The organism is Staphylococcus sp. MI 10-1553, assembly GCF_010365305.1.
Taxonomy (GTDB): domain Bacteria; phylum Bacillota; class Bacilli; order Staphylococcales; family Staphylococcaceae; genus Staphylococcus.
This window is the reverse complement of sequence record NZ_CP048279.1, coordinates 2047519-2067503: the sequence shown is the minus strand read 5'-3', so window position 1 is coordinate 2067503 and position 19985 is coordinate 2047519. Positions and strand designations below refer to the sequence as shown.

Sequence of the window (19985 nt, the reverse complement as noted above, 5' to 3'; positions counted from 1 at the left end):
AGGAGATGTCGGAAGTGTTAACAATCGAACAGGTGAAACAACTTATTGGAGAAATTAACGATCCAATTATTAATGTACCTCTTAAAGAAACTGAAGGGGTTGTAGAGGTTACAATTAAAGAAGAAAAAGCACATGTTAGCGTCAAAGTCGCGATGGCCCAATTGGGAGGACAGCCACAACTTGAATTACAAATGGCGATTGTGGAAAAATTAAAAGAAAATGGTGCGAAAACGGTAGGCATTCGTTTTGAAGCCCTTCCTAAAGAAAAAGTGAAACAATATGCGGGGGCGCAACAGCAGGAAGAACAAACGATTGAAGGTGCCTTAGCGAAAGGTAATAACTTGGAATTTATTGCCATTGCTTCCGGTAAAGGTGGCGTAGGGAAATCAACAGTTGCAGTCAATTTAGCAGTCGCATTAGCACGTGAAGGGAAACGCGTCGGCTTAATTGATGCGGATATTTACGGATTCAGTGTACCGGACATGATGGGGATTGATGAAAAGCCAGGTATCGAAGGTAAAACAGTCATCCCGGTTGAACGTCATGGTGTTAAAGTCATTTCAATGGCATTCTTTGTTGAAGAGAACGCACCTGTCATTTGGCGTGGTCCTATGTTAGGTAAAATGTTGACGAACTTTTTTACTGAAGTGAAATGGGGAGACTTAGATTACTTATTACTAGATTTACCTCCTGGCACAGGAGATGTGGCACTCGATGTGCATACGATGTTGCCATCAAGTAAAGAAATTATTGTGACAACACCACATCCAACAGCCGCATTTGTAGCAGCACGTGCAGGTGCAATGGCAAAACATACGGATCATTCGATTTTAGGTGTTATCGAGAACATGTCTTACTTTGAAAGTAAAGAAACAGGGAATAAAGAATACATTTTCGGTAAAGGTGGCGGACAAAAGCTTGCTGATGAATTACAAAGTGAGCTACTTGGACAATTGCCATTAGAGCAACCGTCATGGAAACCTGTAGACTTTTCACCTTCTATTTACCAACCAGAAGATCGTTTAGGCCAAATTTATAAAGAAATCGCTCAGAAGATTATTGCTAAAACAAATCAATAAGGATGGTTGCCGAGTAGGAAGCGGAGGTCATGTCTTCTTGCTCGGCATGATTATAGGGGTAATATCAGTTGCAAAGTGGACAGACGAATAAGATGTAAAAGCTTGAATTGAATTTCTGTAAAAAAGTTTAAAAAAAGGGGTTGCATTTTCAGTTTGACCTGTATACAATATATTCTTGTGAGCGAAATAAAGCGCTCATTTGAAATAAGAAATAAAAATCAAAATTTCTTATTGACAATATATCACAGCGGTGATAAGATATAAAAGTCGTTAAAAACGGCAAATGAATTTAATTCTAAAATATTTGAATGGTGTAAAATTTACTATTGCAAATGTTGAGAGTTGAGCTTAAAATAATAAAGGTCTTGTTAAATAGGTAAAGATATAGTAAACTTGATTAACAAACGTAGTGAACATTGAAAACTGAATGACAATATGTCAACGTTAATTCCGATAATTTGAGTACTTCAAAAGTACTTTCAAGAGTGATTGACTTAAACAATCAACGAGCTATATCAAGCTTACTTCTTTTATGGAGAGTTTGATCCTGGCTCAGGATGAACGCTGGCGGCGTGCCTAATACATGCAAGTCGAGCGAACAGATGAGGAGCTTGCTCCTTTGACGTTAGCGGCGGACGGGTGAGTAACACGTGGGTAACCTACCTATAAGACTGGAATAACTCCGGGAAACCGGGGCTAATGCCGGATAACATGTTGAACCGCATGGTTCTACAGTGAAAGACGGTTTTGCTGTCACTTATAGATGGACCCGCGCCGTATTAGCTAGTTGGTGGGGTAACGGCCTACCAAGGCGACGATACGTAGCCGACCTGAGAGGGTGATCGGCCACACTGGAACTGAGACACGGTCCAGACTCCTACGGGAGGCAGCAGTAGGGAATCTTCCGCAATGGGCGAAAGCCTGACGGAGCAACGCCGCGTGAGTGATGAAGGTCTTCGGATCGTAAAGCTCTGTTGTTAGGGAAGAACAAATGTGTAAGTAACTGTGCACATCTTGACGGTACCTAACCAGAAAGCCACGGCTAACTACGTGCCAGCAGCCGCGGTAATACGTAGGTGGCAAGCGTTATCCGGAATTATTGGGCGTAAAGCGCGCGTAGGCGGTTTTTTAAGTCTGATGTGAAAGCCCACGGCTCAACCGTGGAGGGTCATTGGAAACTGGAAAACTTGAGTGCAGAAGAGGAAAGTGGAATTCCATGTGTAGCGGTGAAATGCGCAGAGATATGGAGGAACACCAGTGGCGAAGGCGGCTTTCTGGTCTGTAACTGACGCTGATGTGCGAAAGCGTGGGGATCAAACAGGATTAGATACCCTGGTAGTCCACGCCGTAAACGATGAGTGCTAAGTGTTAGGGGGTTTCCGCCCCTTAGTGCTGCAGCTAACGCATTAAGCACTCCGCCTGGGGAGTACGGTCGCAAGACTGAAACTCAAAGGAATTGACGGGGACCCGCACAAGCGGTGGAGCATGTGGTTTAATTCGAAGCAACGCGAAGAACCTTACCAAATCTTGACATCCTTTGACCGCTCTAGAGATAGAGTTTTCCTCTTCGGAGGACAAAGTGACAGGTGGTGCATGGTTGTCGTCAGCTCGTGTCGTGAGATGTTGGGTTAAGTCCCGCAACGAGCGCAACCCTTGAGCTTAGTTGCCATCATTCAGTTGGGCACTCTAAGTTGACTGCCGGTGACAAACCGGAGGAAGGTGGGGATGACGTCAAATCATCATGCCCCTTATGATTTGGGCTACACACGTGCTACAATGGACAATACAAAGGGCAGCAAAACCGCGAGGTCAAGCAAATCCCATAAAGTTGTTCTCAGTTCGGATTGTAGTCTGCAACTCGACTACATGAAGCTGGAATCGCTAGTAATCGTAGATCAGCATGCTACGGTGAATACGTTCCCGGGTCTTGTACACACCGCCCGTCACACCACGAGAGTTTGTAACACCCGAAGCCGGTGGAGTAACCATTTGGAGCTAGCCGTCGAAGGTGGGACAAATGATTGGGGTGAAGTCGTAACAAGGTAGCCGTATCGGAAGGTGCGGCTGGATCACCTCCTTTCTAAGGATAATATACGGAATATCACCATTAGGTGATAAGCGGATTAACGTGACATATTGTATTCAGTTTTGAATGCTCATTTATTTGAGGATTCAGAATGATTTGTACATTGAAAACTAGATAAGTAAGTATAGATTTTACCAAGCAAAACCGAGTGACAAGCGTTTAAAAGCTTGAAACAAAAATTATCGCTAGTCGTCATTTGACGACTCACATAATTAATAACTGGTGATGGTAAGCATCGTATTTTGATTGCACAAACGTTGATGAAAACGCTTGTCAGTCAACGCATTTCTTGATGAGCGCAGTGAAGTTTACTTTTCGTAAATGAACAAGCAAAGAAAGAAATAAGGAAGAATGCGAGCGTTTATCATAACGTTTAGATTAAGTTATTAAGGGCGCACGGTGGATGCCTTGGCACTAGAAGCCGATGAAGGACGTTACTAACGACGATATGCTTTGGGGAGCTGTAAGTAAGCTTTGATCCAGAGATTTCCGAATGGGGAAACCCAGCACGAGTTATGTCGTGTTATCTGCATGTGAATACATAGCATGCAAGAAGGCAGACCCGGAGAACTGAAACATCTTAGTACCCGGAGGAAGAGAAAGAAAAATCGATTCCCTGAGTAGCGGCGAGCGAAACGGGAAGAGCCCAAACCAATAAGCTTGCTTATTGGGGTTGTAGGACACTCTGTACGGAGTTACAAAAGAATTTGTTAGACGAATAACCTGGAAAGGTTAATCATAGAAGGTAATAATCCTGTAGTCGAAAATGAATTCTCTCTTGAGTGGATCCTGAGTACGACGGAGCACGTGAAATTCCGTCGGAATCTGGGAGGACCATCTCCTAAGGCTAAATACTCTCTAGTGACCGATAGTGAACCAGTACCGTGAGGGAAAGGTGAAAAGTACCCCGGAAGGGGAGTGAAAGAGAACTTGAAACCGTGTGCTTACAAGTAGTCAGAGCCCGTTAATGGGTGATGGCGTGCCTTTTGTAGAATGAACCGGCGAGTTACGATCTGATGCAAGGTTAAGCAGAAAATGTGGAGCCGTAGCGAAAGCGAGTCTGAATAGGGCGAATGAGTATTTGGTCGTAGACCCGAAACCAGGTGATCTACCCTTGGTCAGGTTGAAGTTCAGGTAACACTGAATGGAGGACCGAACCGACTTACGTTGAAAAGTGAGCGGATGAACTGAGGGTAGCGGAGAAATTCCAATCGAACTTGGAGATAGCTGGTTCTCTCCGAAATAGCTTTAGGGCTAGCCTCAAGTGATGATTATTGGAGGTAGAGCACTGTTTGGACGAGGGGCCCCTCTCGGGTTACCGAATTCAGACAAACTCCGAATGCCAAATAATTTAACTTGGGAGTCAGAATGTGGGTGATAAGGTCCATATTCGAAAGGGAAACAGCCCAGACCACCAGCTAAGGTCCCAAAATATATGTTAAGTGGAAAAGGATGTGGCGTTGCCCAGACAACTAGGATGTTGGCTTAGAAGCAGCCATCATTTAAAGAGTGCGTAATAGCTCACTAGTCGAGTGACACTGCGCCGAAAATGTACCGGGGCTAAACATATTACCGAAGCTGTGGATTGTCCTTTGGACAATGGTAGGAGAGCGTTCTAAGGGCGTTGAAGCATGATCGCAAGGACATGTGGAGCGCTTAGAAGTGAGAATGCCGGTGTGAGTAGCGAAAGACGGGTGAGAATCCCGTCCACCGATTGACTAAGGTTTCCAGAGGAAGGCTCGTCCGCTCTGGGTTAGTCGGGTCCTAAGCTGAGGCCGACAGGCGTAGGCGATGGATAACAGGTTGATATTCCTGTACCACCATGATTCGTTTTAAGCGATGGGGGGACGCAGTAGGATAGGCGAAGCGTGCTGTTGGAGTGCACGTCCAAGCAGTGAGATTGAGTGTTAGGCAAATCCGGCACTCTTAAGATTGAGCTGTGATGGGGAGAGGAACTTGTTCCTCGAGTCGTTGATTTCACACTGCCGAGAAAAGCCTCTAGCTAGAATAATGGTGCCCGTACCGCAAACCGACACAGGTAGTCAAGATGAGAATTCTAAGGTGAGCGAGCGAACTCTCGTTAAGGAACTCGGCAAAATGACCCCGTAACTTCGGGAGAAGGGGTGCTCTTTGAGGTTCACGCTTCGAAGAGCCGCAGTGAATAGGCCCAAGCGACTGTTTATCAAAAACACAGGTCTCTGCTAAACCGTAAGGTGACGTATAGGGGCTGACGCCTGCCCGGTGCTGGAAGGTTAAGAGGAGTGGTTAGCGCAAGCGAAGCTACGAATCGAAGCCCCAGTAAACGGCGGCCGTAACTATAACGGTCCTAAGGTAGCGAAATTCCTTGTCGGGTAAGTTCCGACCCGCACGAAAGGCGTAACGATTTGGGCACTGTCTCAACGAGAGACTCGGTGAAATCATAGTACCGGTGAAGATGCCGGTTACCCGCGACAGGACGGAAAGACCCCGTGGAGCTTTACTGTAGCCTGATATTGAAATTCGGTACAGTTTGTACAGGATAGGTAGGAGCCTTAGAAGCGTGAGCGCTAGCTTACGTGGAGGCATTGGTGGGATACTACCCTAATTGTATTGGATTTCTAACCCGCAGCACTTATCGTGCTGGGAGACAGTGTCAGGCGGGCAGTTTGACTGGGGCGGTCGCCTCCTAAAGAGTAACGGAGGCGCTCAAAGGTTCCCTCAGAATGGTTGGAAATCATTCATAGAGTGTAAAGGCATAAGGGAGCTTGACTGCGAGACCTACAAGTCGAGCAGGGTCGAAAGACGGACTTAGTGATCCGGTGGTTCCGCATGGAAGGGCCATCGCTCAACGGATAAAAGCTACCCCGGGGATAACAGGCTTATCTCCCCCAAGAGTTCACATCGACGGGGAGGTTTGGCACCTCGATGTCGGCTCATCGCATCCTGGGGCTGTAGTCGGTCCCAAGGGTTGGGCTGTTCGCCCATTAAAGCGGTACGCGAGCTGGGTTCAGAACGTCGTGAGACAGTTCGGTCCCTATCCGTCGTGGGCGTAGGAAATTTGAGAGGAGCTGTCCTTAGTACGAGAGGACCGGGATGGACATACCTCTGGTGTACCAGTTGTCGTGCCAACGGCATAGCTGGGTAGCTATGTATGGACGGGATAAGTGCTGAAAGCATCTAAGCATGAAGCCCCCCTCGAGATGAGATTTCCCAACTTCGGTTATAAGATCCCTCAAAGATGATGAGGTTAATAGGTTCGAGGTGGAAGCGTAGCGATACGTGGAGCTGACGAATACTAATCGATCGAAGACTTAATCAAAATAATGGTTCATAAGGTAATGCTTGTGATAAATATACTTACTATCTAGTTTTGAATGTATAACATTCTACAACTTAATCTGGTGCCAATGGCAAAGAGGTCACACCTGTTCCCATGCCGAACACAGAAGTTAAGCTCTTTAGCGCCGATGGTAGTCGGACTTACGTTCCGCGAGAGTAGGACGGTGCCAGGTTAAGATTGATCCACAGTAGCTCAGTGGTAGAGCTATCGGCTGTTAACCGATCGGTCGTAGGTTCGAGTCCTACCTGTGGAGCCACGGCCCCTTGGTCAAGCGGTTAAGACACCGCCCTTTCACGGCGGTAACACGGGTTCGAGTCCCGTAGGGGTCATTATATATGGAGAATTAGCTCAGCTGGGAGAGCATCTGCCTTACAAGCAGAGGGTCGGCGGTTCGATCCCGTCATTCTCCACCATTTTTAATTTCATACATATCGGAGGGGTAGCGAAGTGGCTAAACGCGGCGGACTGTAAATCCGCTCCTTCGGGTTCGGCAGTTCGAATCTGCCCCCCTCCACCATCGATGGGCTATAGCCAAGCGGTAAGGCAACGGACTTTGACTCCGTCACTCGCTGGTTCGAATCCAGCTAGCCCAGCCATAAGAGCCATTAGCTCAGTTGGTAGAGCATCTGACTTTTAATCAGAGGGTCAGAGGTTCGAATCCTCTATGGCTCACTTTCAAACCTTATTCCAAATGGGATAGGGTTTTTATTTTTGCCTTCCGTCCTCTTGCAAAACTGCCATTAGAAATATCTCATCAAACACGTTACTCTCAAATACCATTCACTTCAAAACACATTTTCTTACAAAATTTAAAATGAATAAAATCTACTGTTTCATTCACCCCAAATACTATTACACATACTTAGCAGTTATAAAAATTCATTAAAGCACATATAGTTGAATCCCATCTGTCCGTTGCATTTTTTCAACGCTTGAATTCAATAATATAAACAATTATTCTGACAATGTGTGTACATTCAATTGATTTAAAGGGGCAATTGAGTGGCAGACATCAATAGAAGAATCATTAAAAAGGGGAGACCAAAAATGAATAAAATTATAGAACTCATCGGTGCACCTACTACATTTGGACAGAAAAAGCTAGGTGTGAATTTGGGACCAGATGCGATTCGATATGCAGGGGTGTTACCACGATTAAAACGTATCGGTCACGAGGTGATTGATGCAGGAAACGTTGAAGCACCACCTGTAGATATTGAGAAGTTTATGTCTCAACAAGAGGGCTTACAAAATTATGAGGAAATCCTCACTTTCTCAAAATCATTAAAGGATAAAGTGTCAGACAGTATTCGTCAACAACATTTCCCAGTTATTCTAGGTGGCGACCATTCGTTAGCTATTGGTTCGATTTCTGGTGTTGCAGAGCATTATGATAACTTAGGTGTCATTTGGTATGACGCACATGGTGATCTCAATGTACCAGAAGAATCGCCATCCGGTAATATGCATGGGATGCCATTACGTATTTTGGTTGGTGAAGGAGATGAAAAATTAGTTCAACTTGGCGACTTTGCACCTAAAGTCAAACCGGAAAATATTGTGCTTATCGGTATGCGTGATTTAGATTTTGGTGAACGTAAATATATTAAAAAGCATCGAATTCGTACTTACACGATGGCTGATATTGATGAGCGGGGCATACGTTCAGTCATTGAAGAAAGTATTACATATTTAAAAGATAAGACTGATGGTGTGCATTTATCATTAGATGTCGATGCTTTAGATCCTAATGAAACACCGGGGACGGGTACGAAAGTTTCAGGTGGCTTAACATATCGCGAAAGTCATTATGCTTTAGAGTTACTTAATCAATCCGGCATTATTACGTCAATGGATATTGTTGAAGTGAATCCACTCTTAGATGTAGGAAATCATACGGCGGAACAAGCAGTTGCACTGTTAGGCTCGTTCTTTGGTGAAACATTGTTATAAAACATCTTTTAAATTATAAACTTTAAATTTTGAAACGAGGTAAGGAGCAAATATGTCATCTTTACCTCATTTTTAATTTGGCGTTCAGTTCGTTTCATTCAATTTTACATAAAATGATTGAATGTAGGTCTTGAAATATTTAAGTGTGATTTATTTTTACTCTGATATGACAAACGCTTATAAACATTGGTATAATAAGGGACATGGGAATAGATTACCGGAGGAGATACTATGCAAATTTCACACCTCTTTGAAAATTTAAGTACGCTTGAGGTCATCACAGATATTCTAGATTTATTAATTGTATGGTATGTCATTTATTTGCTGATTACAGTCTTTAAAGGGACGAAAGCAATTCAATTATTAAAAGGGATATTATTTATACTTGTAGGGAAAGCAATCAGTGAATACTTACAACTGACGACGACTTCGAGACTTTTTGATTTGGTATTACAATGGGGTTTCTTAGCCATTATTGTAATTTTCCAACCTGAAATTAGACGTGCGTTAGAACAACTTGGGAGAGGGAGTTTGTTCAAACGGTATGCCACGACGTCTACAGTAGAAGTGCCTAAATTAGTGGATTCAGTCTCTAAAGCCGTACAGTATATGGCAAAGCGACGGATAGGTGCGTTAATTGTGTTTGAAAAAGAAACCGGTTTACAGGACTACATTGAGACTGGTATACCGATGCATTCAGACATTTCACAAGAATTATTGACAAACGTCTTTATTCCTAATACGCCGTTACATGATGGGGCGATGATTATTCAAGGTGACAAAATTGCAGCAACGGCCAGTTATTTACCGTTGTCAGATAGTCCGAAAATCGCGAAAAGCCTCGGTACGCGCCATCGTGCAGCAGTTGGAATTTCAGAAGTTTCTGATGCTTTTACCGTCGTTGTGTCTGAGGAGACGGGATCAGTTTCTGTCACGTTTGATGGGAAGTTGAGAAAAGATATATCACCTGAAGTGTTTGAAGAACTATTAACTGAGCATTGGTTTGGCTCACACTTTGGAAAGAAAGGTGTGAATTAGATGTTAGAATCAAAATGGGGCTTACGTTTTACTGCTTTTATTTTAGCATTGCTCTTATTTTTATCAGTCAATCATGTACTCGGTGATTCGTTCAATACAGACAGTGTTTCCAATGATGGGAATAAAACGATTAAAAATGCACCGGTTGAAGTGATTAACAACGATAAAAGTCTTTATATCTCTGGGGCGCCTGATACGGTCGATGTAGAGTTGAATGGACCGCAATCTAAAGTATTACGCGCACAAAAAACAGAAGATTTTAAAGTTGTGTTAGACGCTACAAACATTCAACCAGGTGAGTATTCGTTAGACTTTCAAGTACGTGGTTTAGACAAAGATATTAACTATCGTGTTTATCCGAAAGAAGTAACCGTTTCAGTTGAGAAAAAGGAAACAAGAACGTATCATGTTGAGCCGAATGTGAGCCCATATGTGATTGATCCGAATTTCAAGATTACAGATGCGTCGGTGTCACCAGATACGGTAAAAGTCACAGGGGGTAAGGCGCAATTAGATCGCATCGCATTTGTAAAAGCAAGTTTCCGTAATGAAAACAATATTTCAGAAAAGACCACGGGAGAAGCGAATATTTCAGTTTTTGATAAGAATATGAATAAACTGGATGTGCAAGTCGATCATCCGACAGTAGATTTAACTGCAGAAGTAGAACCTTATTCCAAAAAAGTTAAATTAGACGTATCGACAAAAGGAACACCTTCAAATGGTATCAATATTTCAAGTATCGATTTGGAGTCAGATACAATAGAAATATTCGGAAACCGTCAAGATTTAGAGAAGATTTCTGAAATTAGTGGTGAAATTGATGTGAAAGGTGTTTCATCTGATACAGAACGGGAAGTAAAATTAGACTTACCGAAAAATGTGACGAAAACATCACCAGAAAAATTAAAAGCAAAAATAAATGTAGAATGATGAATGAAATAAAAGGAGATATGATTTATGGGTAAATATTTTGGGACAGATGGTGTAAGAGGCGTTGCAAACCAAGAACTCACACCTGAGCTCGCATTCAAGTTAGGTCGTTATGGGGGATACGTTTTAGCGCATAACGAAGATAAAAAACATCCACGTGTCCTTGTAGGTAAAGACACACGCGTTTCAGGTGAAATGTTAGAATATGCGTTAATCGCGGGATTAGTTTCTATAGGCGCTGAAGTCATGCGTTTAGGTGTGATATCTACGCCAGGTGTTGCTTATTTAACAAGAGAAATGGGTGCAGAGTTAGGTGTGATGATTTCAGCTTCACATAACCCTGTTGCGGATAATGGGATTAAATTTTTCGGTTCAGATGGCTTCAAATTGTCAGATGCGCAAGAAAATGAAATCGAGGCATTACTTGATCAAGAAAATCCTGATTTACCACGTCCAACAGGTAAAGATATTGTGCATACATCTGACTATTTTGAAGGTGCACAAAAATATTTAAGTTATTTAAAATCAACTATCGAAGTGAATCTAGAAGGCTTAAAAATTGCGTTGGACGGTGCACACGGTTCGACAGCAGCGTTAGCACCATTTTTATTCGGTGACCTTGAAGCAGATACAGTGACAATTGGCTGTAATCCAGATGGTTATAATATTAATGATGAAACAGGATCCACACATCCACAAGCGTTAGCACAAAAAGTTGTCGACAATGAATGTGACTTTGGCTTAGCATTTGATGGTGATGGTGACCGATTAATCGCAGTTGATGAAAAAGGTCAAATTGTCGATGGTGACCAAATTATGTTTGTTATCGGACAAGAGATGGCGAAAAATCAAGAATTAAACGATAATATGATTGTGTCAACAGTGATGAGTAACTTAGGTTTCTACAAAGCATTAGAAGCGGAAGGTATTCAATCTGATAAAACTAAAGTCGGTGATCGCTACGTTGTGGAAGAAATGCGTCGTGGTCACTACAATTTAGGCGGCGAACAATCGGGTCATATTGTTATGATGGATTACAATACAACAGGTGACGGTTTATTAACTGGTGTACATTTGGCAGCAGTTGTGAAGCGTTCAGGTAAAAAGTTAAGTGAACTTGCGGGTCAAATGAAGAAATATCCCCAATCGCTTGTAAATGTTCGTGTAACGGATAAATATGGTGTAGAAGACAATCAAGACGTCAAAGCCGTGATGGATGAAGTTGAAGCGGAAATGAATGGTGAAGGTCGTATTTTAGTGCGCCCATCAGGTACAGAACCACTCGTTCGTGTAATGGTAGAAGCTAAAACAGACGAAGATGCACATGGCTTTGCAGAGCGTATTGCAAAAGTTGTAGAAGAAAAAATGGGCTTAGACGCTTAAAAATAATGAACCCCCTCTAACAAGTGCAATTATACCTTGTTGAGAGGGGGTTTTTCTGACTTTGAAATTGAAATCATACTATGGATAACAAAGCGAAGGAAAAAGCTGGGATGCGCGATTCCTAGCTTTTTTCAAATGCTATGACAATTTTTGATATTTGTTCGCAATGGTATGTGCTAATCTGTCATCTAATTGCGCATGTTCTTGTAAGAACGTTTCAACACCAACTGCTTGAATACGTTCGTCTTTTTGAACGGCTTCTGGATCATTTTCATCTTTGTATACGAGTGCATAAGCTGCAAGTTGTGTTAACGCATCATGCGGTTCGTTTGTTTCGTATAATGCTTTCAATGGCTTCATAATACGGTCTTGTGGTCCTAATTTTCTTAAGACACCACGCCCGACACGTTGAATGTCATCTGATAAATATTTATTGTGATATCTGTCGATGATTTTTTGACGATATGCTGCTTGTTCTGCTGCAGAAAAGTCAAATGTGTTGGTAATATAGCGACTTGTTTCCGTTAATGTACGTTCTAATTCTTTTACAATCTTGTCATCTTTAACTGCTTCTAAAATCGTTTGATGACCGAAATACTGACCTGCATATGCAAGATAAGCATGACCTGTATTCACTGTCAGCAATTTACGTTCGATATAAGGTGTTAACGCATCCACATATTTCACACCGTCTAATTGTTGACCGTGCCAAGTCGATTGTTCAATCACCCATTCGTAAAAAGGTTCTACTGTAACATCTAAAATATTGTCATTGTGTTGAATAGGGACGATACGGTCTACTGCAGCGTTAGAGAAATGAATGTTGTCGTCTAATGTATCCACTTCATCTAAAATAGCTGCTTTCAATACATCTGTCGCGTTAATCGCATTTTCACAAGCGACGATGTTCACTGGTGTTATACGCGTTTTTAAAATAGGTGCTAATGATTTTGCGATTAATGGTAAAATGTTGACACCGACTGCTGTTGTGATCAAATCTGCCTCTAAAATCGCATTTTTAAGTGCTTCTGGTTCTTTAGCAGAATGAATTGCATTGACGTTTTGAATCGTCGTCTTCGTTTGTGCCTCATCAGCGAGTGTCACCTCATAAGCTTGTTCAGCTTTAAGGACATGGACGATATCTGTATTGACATCCGCAAATGTCACATCAAACTGGTTGTCTGCGAGAATAAAACCGATAAAACCACGGCCGATATTACCCGCTCCAAAATGAAGTGCTTTCATTATGCATCCGCCTCCTCGAACACTTGACGAATCGCTTGTGGAGAAGCAGCATTGACGATTTTGTCTACATTTTCTTCTTCACTGAATGTCATCGCAATTTGTGATAACAAGTCTAAATGTTCGCCATCTTTACCAGCAATACCAATGACAATTTTCACTTCTTCACCATTCCAGTCTAAGCCTTCAGGAATTTGTAATAATGATAAACCTGATACGATAACTTCATTTTTCGCTTCATCTGTACCGTGTGGAATTGCTAAAGCGTTACCCATAAATGTTGATACGATTTGTTCGCGGTATTTCATTGCTTGTACATAACCCGCTTTAACGACACCACTGTCTACAAGTAGTTGTCCTGCTTTTTCAATCGCTTCCTCTTGTGTTGAAAAAGATTGGTTTAATAAAATATTTTCGTCTCTTAGTAAGTTTTCCATAATCAATCGCTCCTTGTTATAGTTGATTCATTGTGATAATACTGTGCTTAACCCATTGTTCAATGTGCTGTGCATCAGCCAGTGCGTCATCATGCTCGTCTAAAGCGACTGACAACTGACCATAGATTTCACTGACGAGACGTTGAAGTTGTGTATCTTCCGGTAAAAAGACACAGAATAACGTATCGACAGTGAGCGCTTCACCAAAGTCGTAAGGTGTCGCTAAGTGCCATACGCTGATGTAAGGTGATTCGACGTGTGCACTAATAAAATGTGGAATTGCGACTCGAAATGGTGATAATACAAAAGATTGCTTATCGTGACGTTCTTTCAAAAGTTGTTGTATAGCAATTAAATCGTGCGTAATCTCCTTGTGATAAAGATGTTGCGCGATATCATATGACCAATCCGTCAGATCAGTTTGTAATACTTCAAATGCATCTAACAGTTGTAAACTTTCGCGCATCGCATCAATTTTTTGGTTCACTTTTGTCGCATCAGTCATAGTCTTTACAGGAGGTGATGTGTCCGTGTCGTTTAAACGTGGATGCACTTCTGACCTTTGCGGTAGTTGTTGGTGCAAAAATGCAGAAGTCTTCGCAATTTCATATTCAGGAAGTAGGGGATTCACCGTTAAATACGGCTGATCTAAATCCAACTCTACTGTAGAAATAATTGCATCATACTGTGTGAGGTCATGCGATTTTAAATCACTTACAGACATTTGCGTCGTACGGTCAATCATTGGAAACGTTTCTTCTAAGCGATTGGCCAAAATACGACTTGTCCCGACACCGCTACTACATACGACAAGAACGGATGATGTGTGTTGGCGTTTTTGTACAGCGCCGCCAAAATGTAAGACTAAAAAGGCAATTTCATGGTCTGGAAAATGGAGTTGAGGCCATAACTCAGTTGCAGCATGTCGCACGGCTTGAAACAATAACGGATAAGCGCTTTGAATGCGTGTCGTCATCGGATTGTAAGTTTCAATTTTGGCGTGTATCCGATTTAAAGTAGGCGTTAAGTGTAACAACAAGCCTTCTTTAAGTTCGTTGATGTTGTTAAACTTCAGCCCAGTCTCCGTTGCGACCATTTCGATTAACGCAGCGACCTGTGGTATATTTTGCGATAATTGCTGATCCTCTTTATCATTTTTTCGCTTTGACCCACGTAAATGAATCGTAATAAAGGCGACTTCTGCTTGATTGAACGTAATACCATAATGCTGTCCGAGTCGGTCTGAAATTTTACAAGCAATGTGATATTCATCAGTCGCTTGAACTTCTGCCATTGTGTCTTCGTTGATAGAGACGTATTGTTCATGACGCATACGTTCAATACTTAATACGATGTGAACAATAAGTGCCAAATAACTTGATTCTGTCAACGCATACGGCAAATGATCCAAATCATCCATGAGCAATCGTTCAACTTGGAAAATTTCTTTTGTATCGACCATGGGCAGGCGGTTATGATTTAACGATTGAAAGACAAAATGGTTTTCAATGACAGAATACACACTCGTACTATCTAAACGTTCCATCATCAGTTGGCTTAACAGTTCGCGTTTATGCATTTCGCTACCACGAATTGAAATTCCGACACCCTGTTTTCGAATGAGCTCAATTTTGAACTGATTCAAATCTTGTTCGAGTTCATCCAATACTTTGCTCAGTTGTTGCAGTGATGCGCCAATTTCTGAAGCTAAACCGATTTGTTTCACGGGTTCATTAGACTGAATTAGAGCATATAAAATAATGACTTTTTGTTCTTCGGTACTTAAATCAACGACAGTATCTTGACCGAGTTCTTGTTGTAATCGGGCAATATCATCATGTGCACCGACCAAGAGGAGTCCTTGATTTTTAGGACGTTGAATGGTGATTTCAAAAGGTGTGAGGGTAGCATCGAGATTGTTGAGTTCTCGATGCACTGTTCGCGAAGATACCCCTAATTGTTGAGCGATATCATATCTAGAAATAGGCAACCCTTGATTCTTTAGGAGTATTTCTAATATGTCACGCTCCCGACGTCTGATATACATTGAAGCAGTTCACATCCCCATTATGTGATTTCTTATTCTTTATTCTCTTTTTCTTTAATGTTTTTAATTAACGCTTCATAGCGCGGTGAGTTTAAGAAATTGTCTACAGAAAGATGAATCGCGTTAGGTACTTGTTTAATCGCACGGTCTGTCAATGTTTTTTGAGTAATGACAAGTTGTGACTCATTTGGAAGTTGGTTGATCGCTGTGTTTGTCACTTCTACATTTTCGATACCAGCTTTTTGGAATTTTTTACGCAACATACTTGCACCCATCGCACTTGAGCCCATACCTGCGTCACAAGCGAAAATGATGTGATTGATATGGCTATAGTCATGTGCTTCAACATTTTCAGTGTCATATTTGTCTAACAATGCTTCTGGATCTTCTTCAGCGAGTGTTGCGCTGTCAGTTGTTGCTGTTTCATCCTCTTGAATGAATGTGTCGCGAACACGAGATTGTTTACCTTTTGTTGCTTCCATTTTCGCTGTTGCATCAGCAAGACTTGTTTTAGAAGCTCTAGAAAATTTCAAAATGGCAGATGCGACGATAAATGTTACTAATGTTGATAAGAAAATACTGAGTAACATCACCCAATAACTGCCTTTAGGTGTAACTGCAAAGTAAGCAAGGATTGAACCTGGTGACGCTGGACCTGTTAAACCAAAGTTGAATAAGCTAAATGTTGCAACACCTGTCATACCACCAGCCATCGCTGCAAAGATCAACAATGGACGTGCAAGAACATAAGGGAAGTAAATTTCATGAATACCTCCAACGAAATGGATGAAAGCTGCCCCGTATGATGTTGCTTTTTCAGTACCTTTACCAAAAATCATATAAGCAAGTAAAATACCTAAACCAGGACCAGGGTTAGACTCTAATGTGTAAAGAATCGAACGACCCGCTTGGCTCACTTGTTCTGATGCGAGTGGTGTAAGGACACCATGGTTAATCGCATTGTTTAAAAAGACAACTTTTGCAGGTTCAATAATGATACTTACAAGTGGAAGCAAGTGATGTGATACAAGGAAATCTACACCTGCACCGAGTACTTTCATTAAACCTTCAACAATAGGTCCTAAAATTTTGAAACCGAAAATTGTCATGAAGAATGCAAGGAAACCTGCTGAGAAGTTATTGAATAGCATTTCTAAGCCGTTTGGTGTACGTGGTTGTAAAAACTGATCCACTTTTTTCATAAGCCAACCGACTAATGGCCCCATAATCATTGCACCGATTAACATAGGTGTATCTGGGAATGCAGCGATGATCCCCATTGTTGCAGTCGCACCGACAATCCCACCACGTAAATCATGGACAAGACGCCCCCCACTAAAAGCGATGAGTAATGGAATTAAAAACTTGATCATTGGGTCGACCATTTTGGCAAGTTCCTCATTCGGAAGCCAGCCATCAGGAATGAATAATGCAGTAATCAAACCCCAAGCAATGAACGCACCGATATTCGGCATAATCATACTACTTAAAAATGAACCGAATGCTTGAACACGACGTTGAATCTGTTCTTTCATCGGCTTTTGTTCTGTTTTTTCTTGATTTGCCATCTATTTGACCTCCCTTAATAAAAAATGGGTTTGTGTGTACATCTTAAAGCGTTATTTAGTCGTTTACAATAAATACAAAATACCAACTTGTCACGTTGAAAATGACAAAATACATTTAGTGATATGAAATAGAAGAAACGGGATCATGATAAAGAATTATTTTAGAAAATAGCAACAGAAAAATGATGAGCCAAAAGTAAAAAGGGATGAGGGTGCTTCGTGGCGTAATAAAAATGAGACGCAAAGTTAAGTATAAAATGACAAATAATGTCTCGAGGTAGCTTTTTGAAATGGGATTTTGAGATAAAATAATGATCAGTGGCGTCTATGGGGACAATCCTATGTATCACTTAAAATGAAAGCGATTTAAAAAGGGGATATGACGCAATCACATCTACCATTGTACGCAAATAATGATTAAATATTATAATTGGACGGCATAGAATATCAAAAATATATAATTAAGTAAAACCACAGTATATCAGGATGAGATACGTAACAATAAATTTCGGAAATATTGTACTTTTATTTGCAAAGAAAGTTTCACTCATTGTACAATAGGTTATATTCTGATGAAGGAGGGTAGAGGTAGTCGGCATTACAAAGCGCCAGCGCAAGTACACGATATAGATTGATGACCTACATGCTAAAGCAGAGTGTGTAGCAGATGTATAGGATGTAGTTGTGGACGAGGAGGATAGTGATCGAATATGATCGGCGGATGCTATCCCGGATGTGGCTCATTCGTTAGCTTACTAATCAAATCAACAGGGTAACTTGTTGGACAAAGTTAGTAAGATCGCCAATAGCAAAATAATAATAAGAGAACGATGCTAATGCAATTTTCATTATTGTGGCATGAAAACAGCATGTACCAATATGTGAAAAAATGTACAATAGCACCGTTATTTCAATGTGGAGGAATTTATTTATGTGCGGAATTGTTGGTTATATTGGATATCAAAATTCAAAAGAGATTTTATTAAAAGGTTTAGAAAAGTTAGAGTATCGTGGTTATGACTCAGCAGGGATTGCAACACGCAATGGCAATGAAGTAACTGTCACAAAAGCGAAAGGGCGTATTGCTGAATTGCGCCGTGAAGCAGACAACGAGATTGATGGTCAAACAGGTATCGGTCATACACGTTGGGCAACACACGGTATTCCTAACTATGAAAATTCACATCCACACCAGTCAACAAGCGAACGTTTTACATTAGTACACAACGGTGTGATTGAAAACTATGAAGAATTAAAAGAAACGTATATCCCAAATGTGACACTTGCATCAGATACAGATACTGAAGTTATCGTACAATTAGTTGAGCATTTTTCAGAAACAGGTTTATCAACTGAAGCAGCATTCACAAAAGTGGTGAGTTTATTACACGGTTCATACGCATTAGGTTTATTAGACCGCGAAGATAGCGAAACAATTTATGTCGCTAAAAACAAATCGCCATTGTTAGTAGGTATCGGTGAAAAATTCAACGTTATCGCTTCAGATGCATTAGCGATGATTCAAGTCACAAGCGAGTATAAAGAGTTGAAAGACCAAGAAATCGTACTTGTTAAACGTGATGATGTCGTCATTAAAAACTTAAACGGTGAAGTCGTTAAACGTGAAAGCTACATTGCTGAAATCGACGCTTCAGATGCTGAAAAAGGCATTTACGAACACTATATGTTAAAAGAAATTCACGAACAACCTGCCGTGATGCGTCGTATTATTCAAGAATATCAAGACGATCAAGGTGAGTTGAAAATCGACCCTGAAATTGTGAAAGATGTGAAAGAAGCTGATCGCATTTACATCATTGCAGCGGGTACAAGCTATCATGCAGGTTTAGTCGGTAAAGAATACATTGAAAAATGGGCAGGTATTCCGACAGAAGTACATGTGGCATCAGAATTTGTATACAACCTGCCATTATTATCTGAAAAACCATTGTTCATTTACATTTCTCAATCAGGAGAAACTGCGGACAGCCGTGCCGTATTAGTAGAAACAACAAAACTCGGTCACAAGTCACTGACAATTACAAACGTTGCAGGTTCAACATTGTCACGTGAAGCGGATCACACGTTATTGTTACATGCAGGTCCTGAGATTGCGGTAGCGTCAACTAAGGCTTATACAGCACAAATCGCGGTATTATCTATCCTTTCTCAAGTGGTAGCAACAGAGCGTGGTCGAAAAGCAGACATCGACTTATTACGTGAATTAGCCAAAGTAACAGCTGCGATTGAAACAATTGTAGACGATGCACCGAAAATGGAACAAATTGCGACAGACTTTTTAGAAACAACACGCAATGCATTCTTTATCGGACGTACAATCGACTATAATGTCAGCTTAGAAGGCGCATTGAAATTGAAAGAGATTTCATACATCCAAGCTGAAGGTTTTGCAGGTGGAGAACTAAAACACGGTACGATTGCATTAATTGAAGAAGGTACACCAATCGTAGCATTAGCGACACAAGAAGGCGTTAACCTTTCAATTCGTGGTAACGTGAAAGAAGTCGTTGCGCGTGGTGCACATCCATGTATCATCGCAATGGAAGGTCTCGAAAAACCAGGCGACACGTATGTGATTCCTCACGTACATGAGTTATTAACACCACTCGTATCTGTCGTAACATTACAATTGATTTCGTACTATGCCGCATTACACCGTGGCTTAGATGTGGATAAACCACGTAACTTAGCAAAATCAGTAACAGTGGAATAGTAAATTGAATAAAGTTAGTCTTATATTAGCAAAAAGTTGTTCAAAAATGATATTGTTATTTAAAATGTAACATGATTATTTGAATATTGAACAACTCATGTCCGTTCGCTTATAATTAATATTAGTGAACGGATTTTTTTGAAGTGTTAAAAATGATATAATTTTT

Annotated in this window: 10 protein-coding genes, 6 tRNA genes and 3 rRNA genes; 15 read left to right on the top strand and 4 right to left on the bottom strand. The window is 41.3% G+C overall.

The window, feature by feature from the left end:
* Positions 1 to 14 precede the first annotated feature (14 nt).
* The 14 genes from GZH82_RS09625 to glmM all read left to right on the top strand — a co-directional run bounded on the left by GZH82_RS09625 (position 15) and on the right by glmM (position 11791).
* Positions 15 to 1079: an Mrp/NBP35 family ATP-binding protein gene (locus GZH82_RS09625; RefSeq protein WP_162682304.1), complete on the top strand. Its 1065-nt coding sequence runs from the start codon at positions 15 to 17 to the stop codon at positions 1077 to 1079.
* Between the two features lie 529 nt (positions 1080 to 1608).
* Positions 1609 to 3159: ribosomal RNA gene (locus GZH82_RS09620) — 16S ribosomal RNA — on the top strand.
* Positions 3160 to 3541: 382 nt separating this feature from the next.
* Positions 3542 to 6463 (top strand): 23S ribosomal RNA (locus GZH82_RS09615).
* Positions 6464 to 6541: 78 nt separating this feature from the next.
* A 5S ribosomal RNA gene (gene rrf, locus GZH82_RS09610) occupies positions 6542 to 6656 on the top strand.
* Together the 16S, 23S and 5S rRNA genes with 6 tRNA genes alongside form the textbook arrangement of a ribosomal RNA operon.
* A gap of 9 nt (positions 6657 to 6665) precedes the next feature.
* A tRNA-Asn gene (locus tag GZH82_RS09605) sits at positions 6666 to 6740 on the top strand.
* A 1-nt stretch (position 6741) separates the two neighbouring features.
* Positions 6742 to 6813, top strand: a tRNA-Glu gene (locus GZH82_RS09600).
* A gap of 8 nt (positions 6814 to 6821) precedes the next feature.
* Positions 6822 to 6897, top strand: a tRNA-Val gene (locus tag GZH82_RS09595).
* 20 nt (positions 6898 to 6917) lie between these two features.
* Positions 6918 to 7001 (top strand) — tRNA-Tyr (locus GZH82_RS09590).
* Between the two features lie 4 nt (positions 7002 to 7005).
* Positions 7006 to 7080 (top strand) — tRNA-Gln (locus tag GZH82_RS09585).
* Between the two features lie 3 nt (positions 7081 to 7083).
* Positions 7084 to 7156: transfer RNA gene (locus tag GZH82_RS09580), tRNA-Lys, on the top strand.
* Positions 7157 to 7531: 375 nt separating this feature from the next.
* Positions 7532 to 8437: an arginase gene (rocF, locus tag GZH82_RS09575; protein ID WP_162682303.1), complete on the top strand. Its 906-nt coding sequence runs from the start codon at positions 7532 to 7534 to the stop codon at positions 8435 to 8437.
* A 231-nt stretch (positions 8438 to 8668) separates the two neighbouring features.
* On the top strand, positions 8669 to 9475 hold the full coding sequence (cdaA, locus tag GZH82_RS09570; protein ID WP_162682302.1) for a diadenylate cyclase CdaA: 807 nt from the start codon (positions 8669 to 8671) through the stop codon (positions 9473 to 9475).
* Positions 9476 to 10408 carry a CdaR family protein gene (locus GZH82_RS09565; RefSeq protein ID WP_162682301.1) on the top strand — a complete coding sequence of 311 codons (933 nt, stop codon included), beginning with the start codon at positions 9476 to 9478 and terminating at the stop codon, positions 10406 to 10408. It abuts the gene before it with no gap.
* Positions 10409 to 10435: 27 nt separating this feature from the next.
* Positions 10436 to 11791, top strand: a complete 1356-nt coding sequence (gene glmM / locus GZH82_RS09560; protein WP_162682300.1) for a phosphoglucosamine mutase — start codon at positions 10436 to 10438, stop codon at positions 11789 to 11791.
* A gap of 138 nt (positions 11792 to 11929) precedes the next feature.
* Here the strand turns inward: glmM and GZH82_RS09555 are convergent, their stop codons facing one another.
* Genes GZH82_RS09555 through GZH82_RS09540 form a run of 4 tightly spaced genes read right to left on the bottom strand, consistent with a single transcriptional unit; the run spans position 11930 to position 17085 of the window.
* The gene (locus GZH82_RS09555) at positions 11930 to 13036 is read right to left on the bottom strand and encodes a mannitol-1-phosphate 5-dehydrogenase (RefSeq protein ID WP_162682299.1); all 1107 of its coding nucleotides are present in this window, start codon (positions 13034 to 13036) and stop codon (positions 11930 to 11932) included.
* Entirely contained in the window at positions 13036 to 13470 is a 435-nt protein-coding gene (locus tag GZH82_RS09550; RefSeq protein WP_162682298.1) for a PTS mannitol transporter subunit IIA, read from the bottom strand. The genes GZH82_RS09555 and GZH82_RS09550 overlap by 1 nt, the downstream gene beginning before the upstream one ends.
* 16 nt (positions 13471 to 13486) lie before the next feature.
* A complete protein-coding gene (locus GZH82_RS09545; RefSeq protein WP_162682297.1) occupies positions 13487 to 15517 on the bottom strand; it encodes a BglG family transcription antiterminator in 2031 nt (676 codons plus the stop codon).
* A 32-nt stretch (positions 15518 to 15549) separates the two neighbouring features.
* Positions 15550 to 17085, bottom strand: coding sequence for a PTS mannitol transporter subunit IIBC (locus GZH82_RS09540; protein WP_162682296.1), 1536 nt, complete (start codon positions 17083 to 17085; stop codon positions 15550 to 15552).
* Between the two features lie 931 nt (positions 17086 to 18016).
* Between GZH82_RS09540 and glmS the strand changes: the two genes are divergently transcribed.
* Positions 18017 to 19819: a glutamine--fructose-6-phosphate transaminase (isomerizing) gene (gene glmS / locus GZH82_RS09535; RefSeq protein WP_162682295.1), complete on the top strand. Its 1803-nt coding sequence runs from the start codon at positions 18017 to 18019 to the stop codon at positions 19817 to 19819.
* Positions 19820 to 19985 lie beyond the last annotated feature (166 nt).

Coding starts and splice junctions, on each gene's coding strand:
- rocF (WP_162682303.1), top strand. CDS start 7,532: ATGAATAAAATTATAGAACTCATCGGTGCACCTACTACATTTGGACAG.
- cdaA (WP_162682302.1), top strand. CDS start 8,669: ATGCAAATTTCACACCTCTTTGAAAATTTAAGTACGCTTGAGGTCATC.
- GZH82_RS09565 (WP_162682301.1), top strand. CDS start 9,476: ATGTTAGAATCAAAATGGGGCTTACGTTTTACTGCTTTTATTTTAGCA.
- glmM (WP_162682300.1), top strand. CDS start 10,436: ATGGGTAAATATTTTGGGACAGATGGTGTAAGAGGCGTTGCAAACCAA.
- GZH82_RS09555 (WP_162682299.1), bottom strand. CDS start 13,036: ATGAAAGCACTTCATTTTGGAGCGGGTAATATCGGCCGTGGTTTTATC.
- GZH82_RS09550 (WP_162682298.1), bottom strand. CDS start 13,470: ATGGAAAACTTACTAAGAGACGAAAATATTTTATTAAACCAATCTTTT.
- GZH82_RS09545 (WP_162682297.1), bottom strand. CDS start 15,517: ATGTATATCAGACGTCGGGAGCGTGACATATTAGAAATACTCCTAAAG.
- GZH82_RS09540 (WP_162682296.1), bottom strand. CDS start 17,085: ATGGCAAATCAAGAAAAAACAGAACAAAAGCCGATGAAAGAACAGATT.
- glmS (WP_162682295.1), top strand. CDS start 18,017: ATGTGCGGAATTGTTGGTTATATTGGATATCAAAATTCAAAAGAGATT.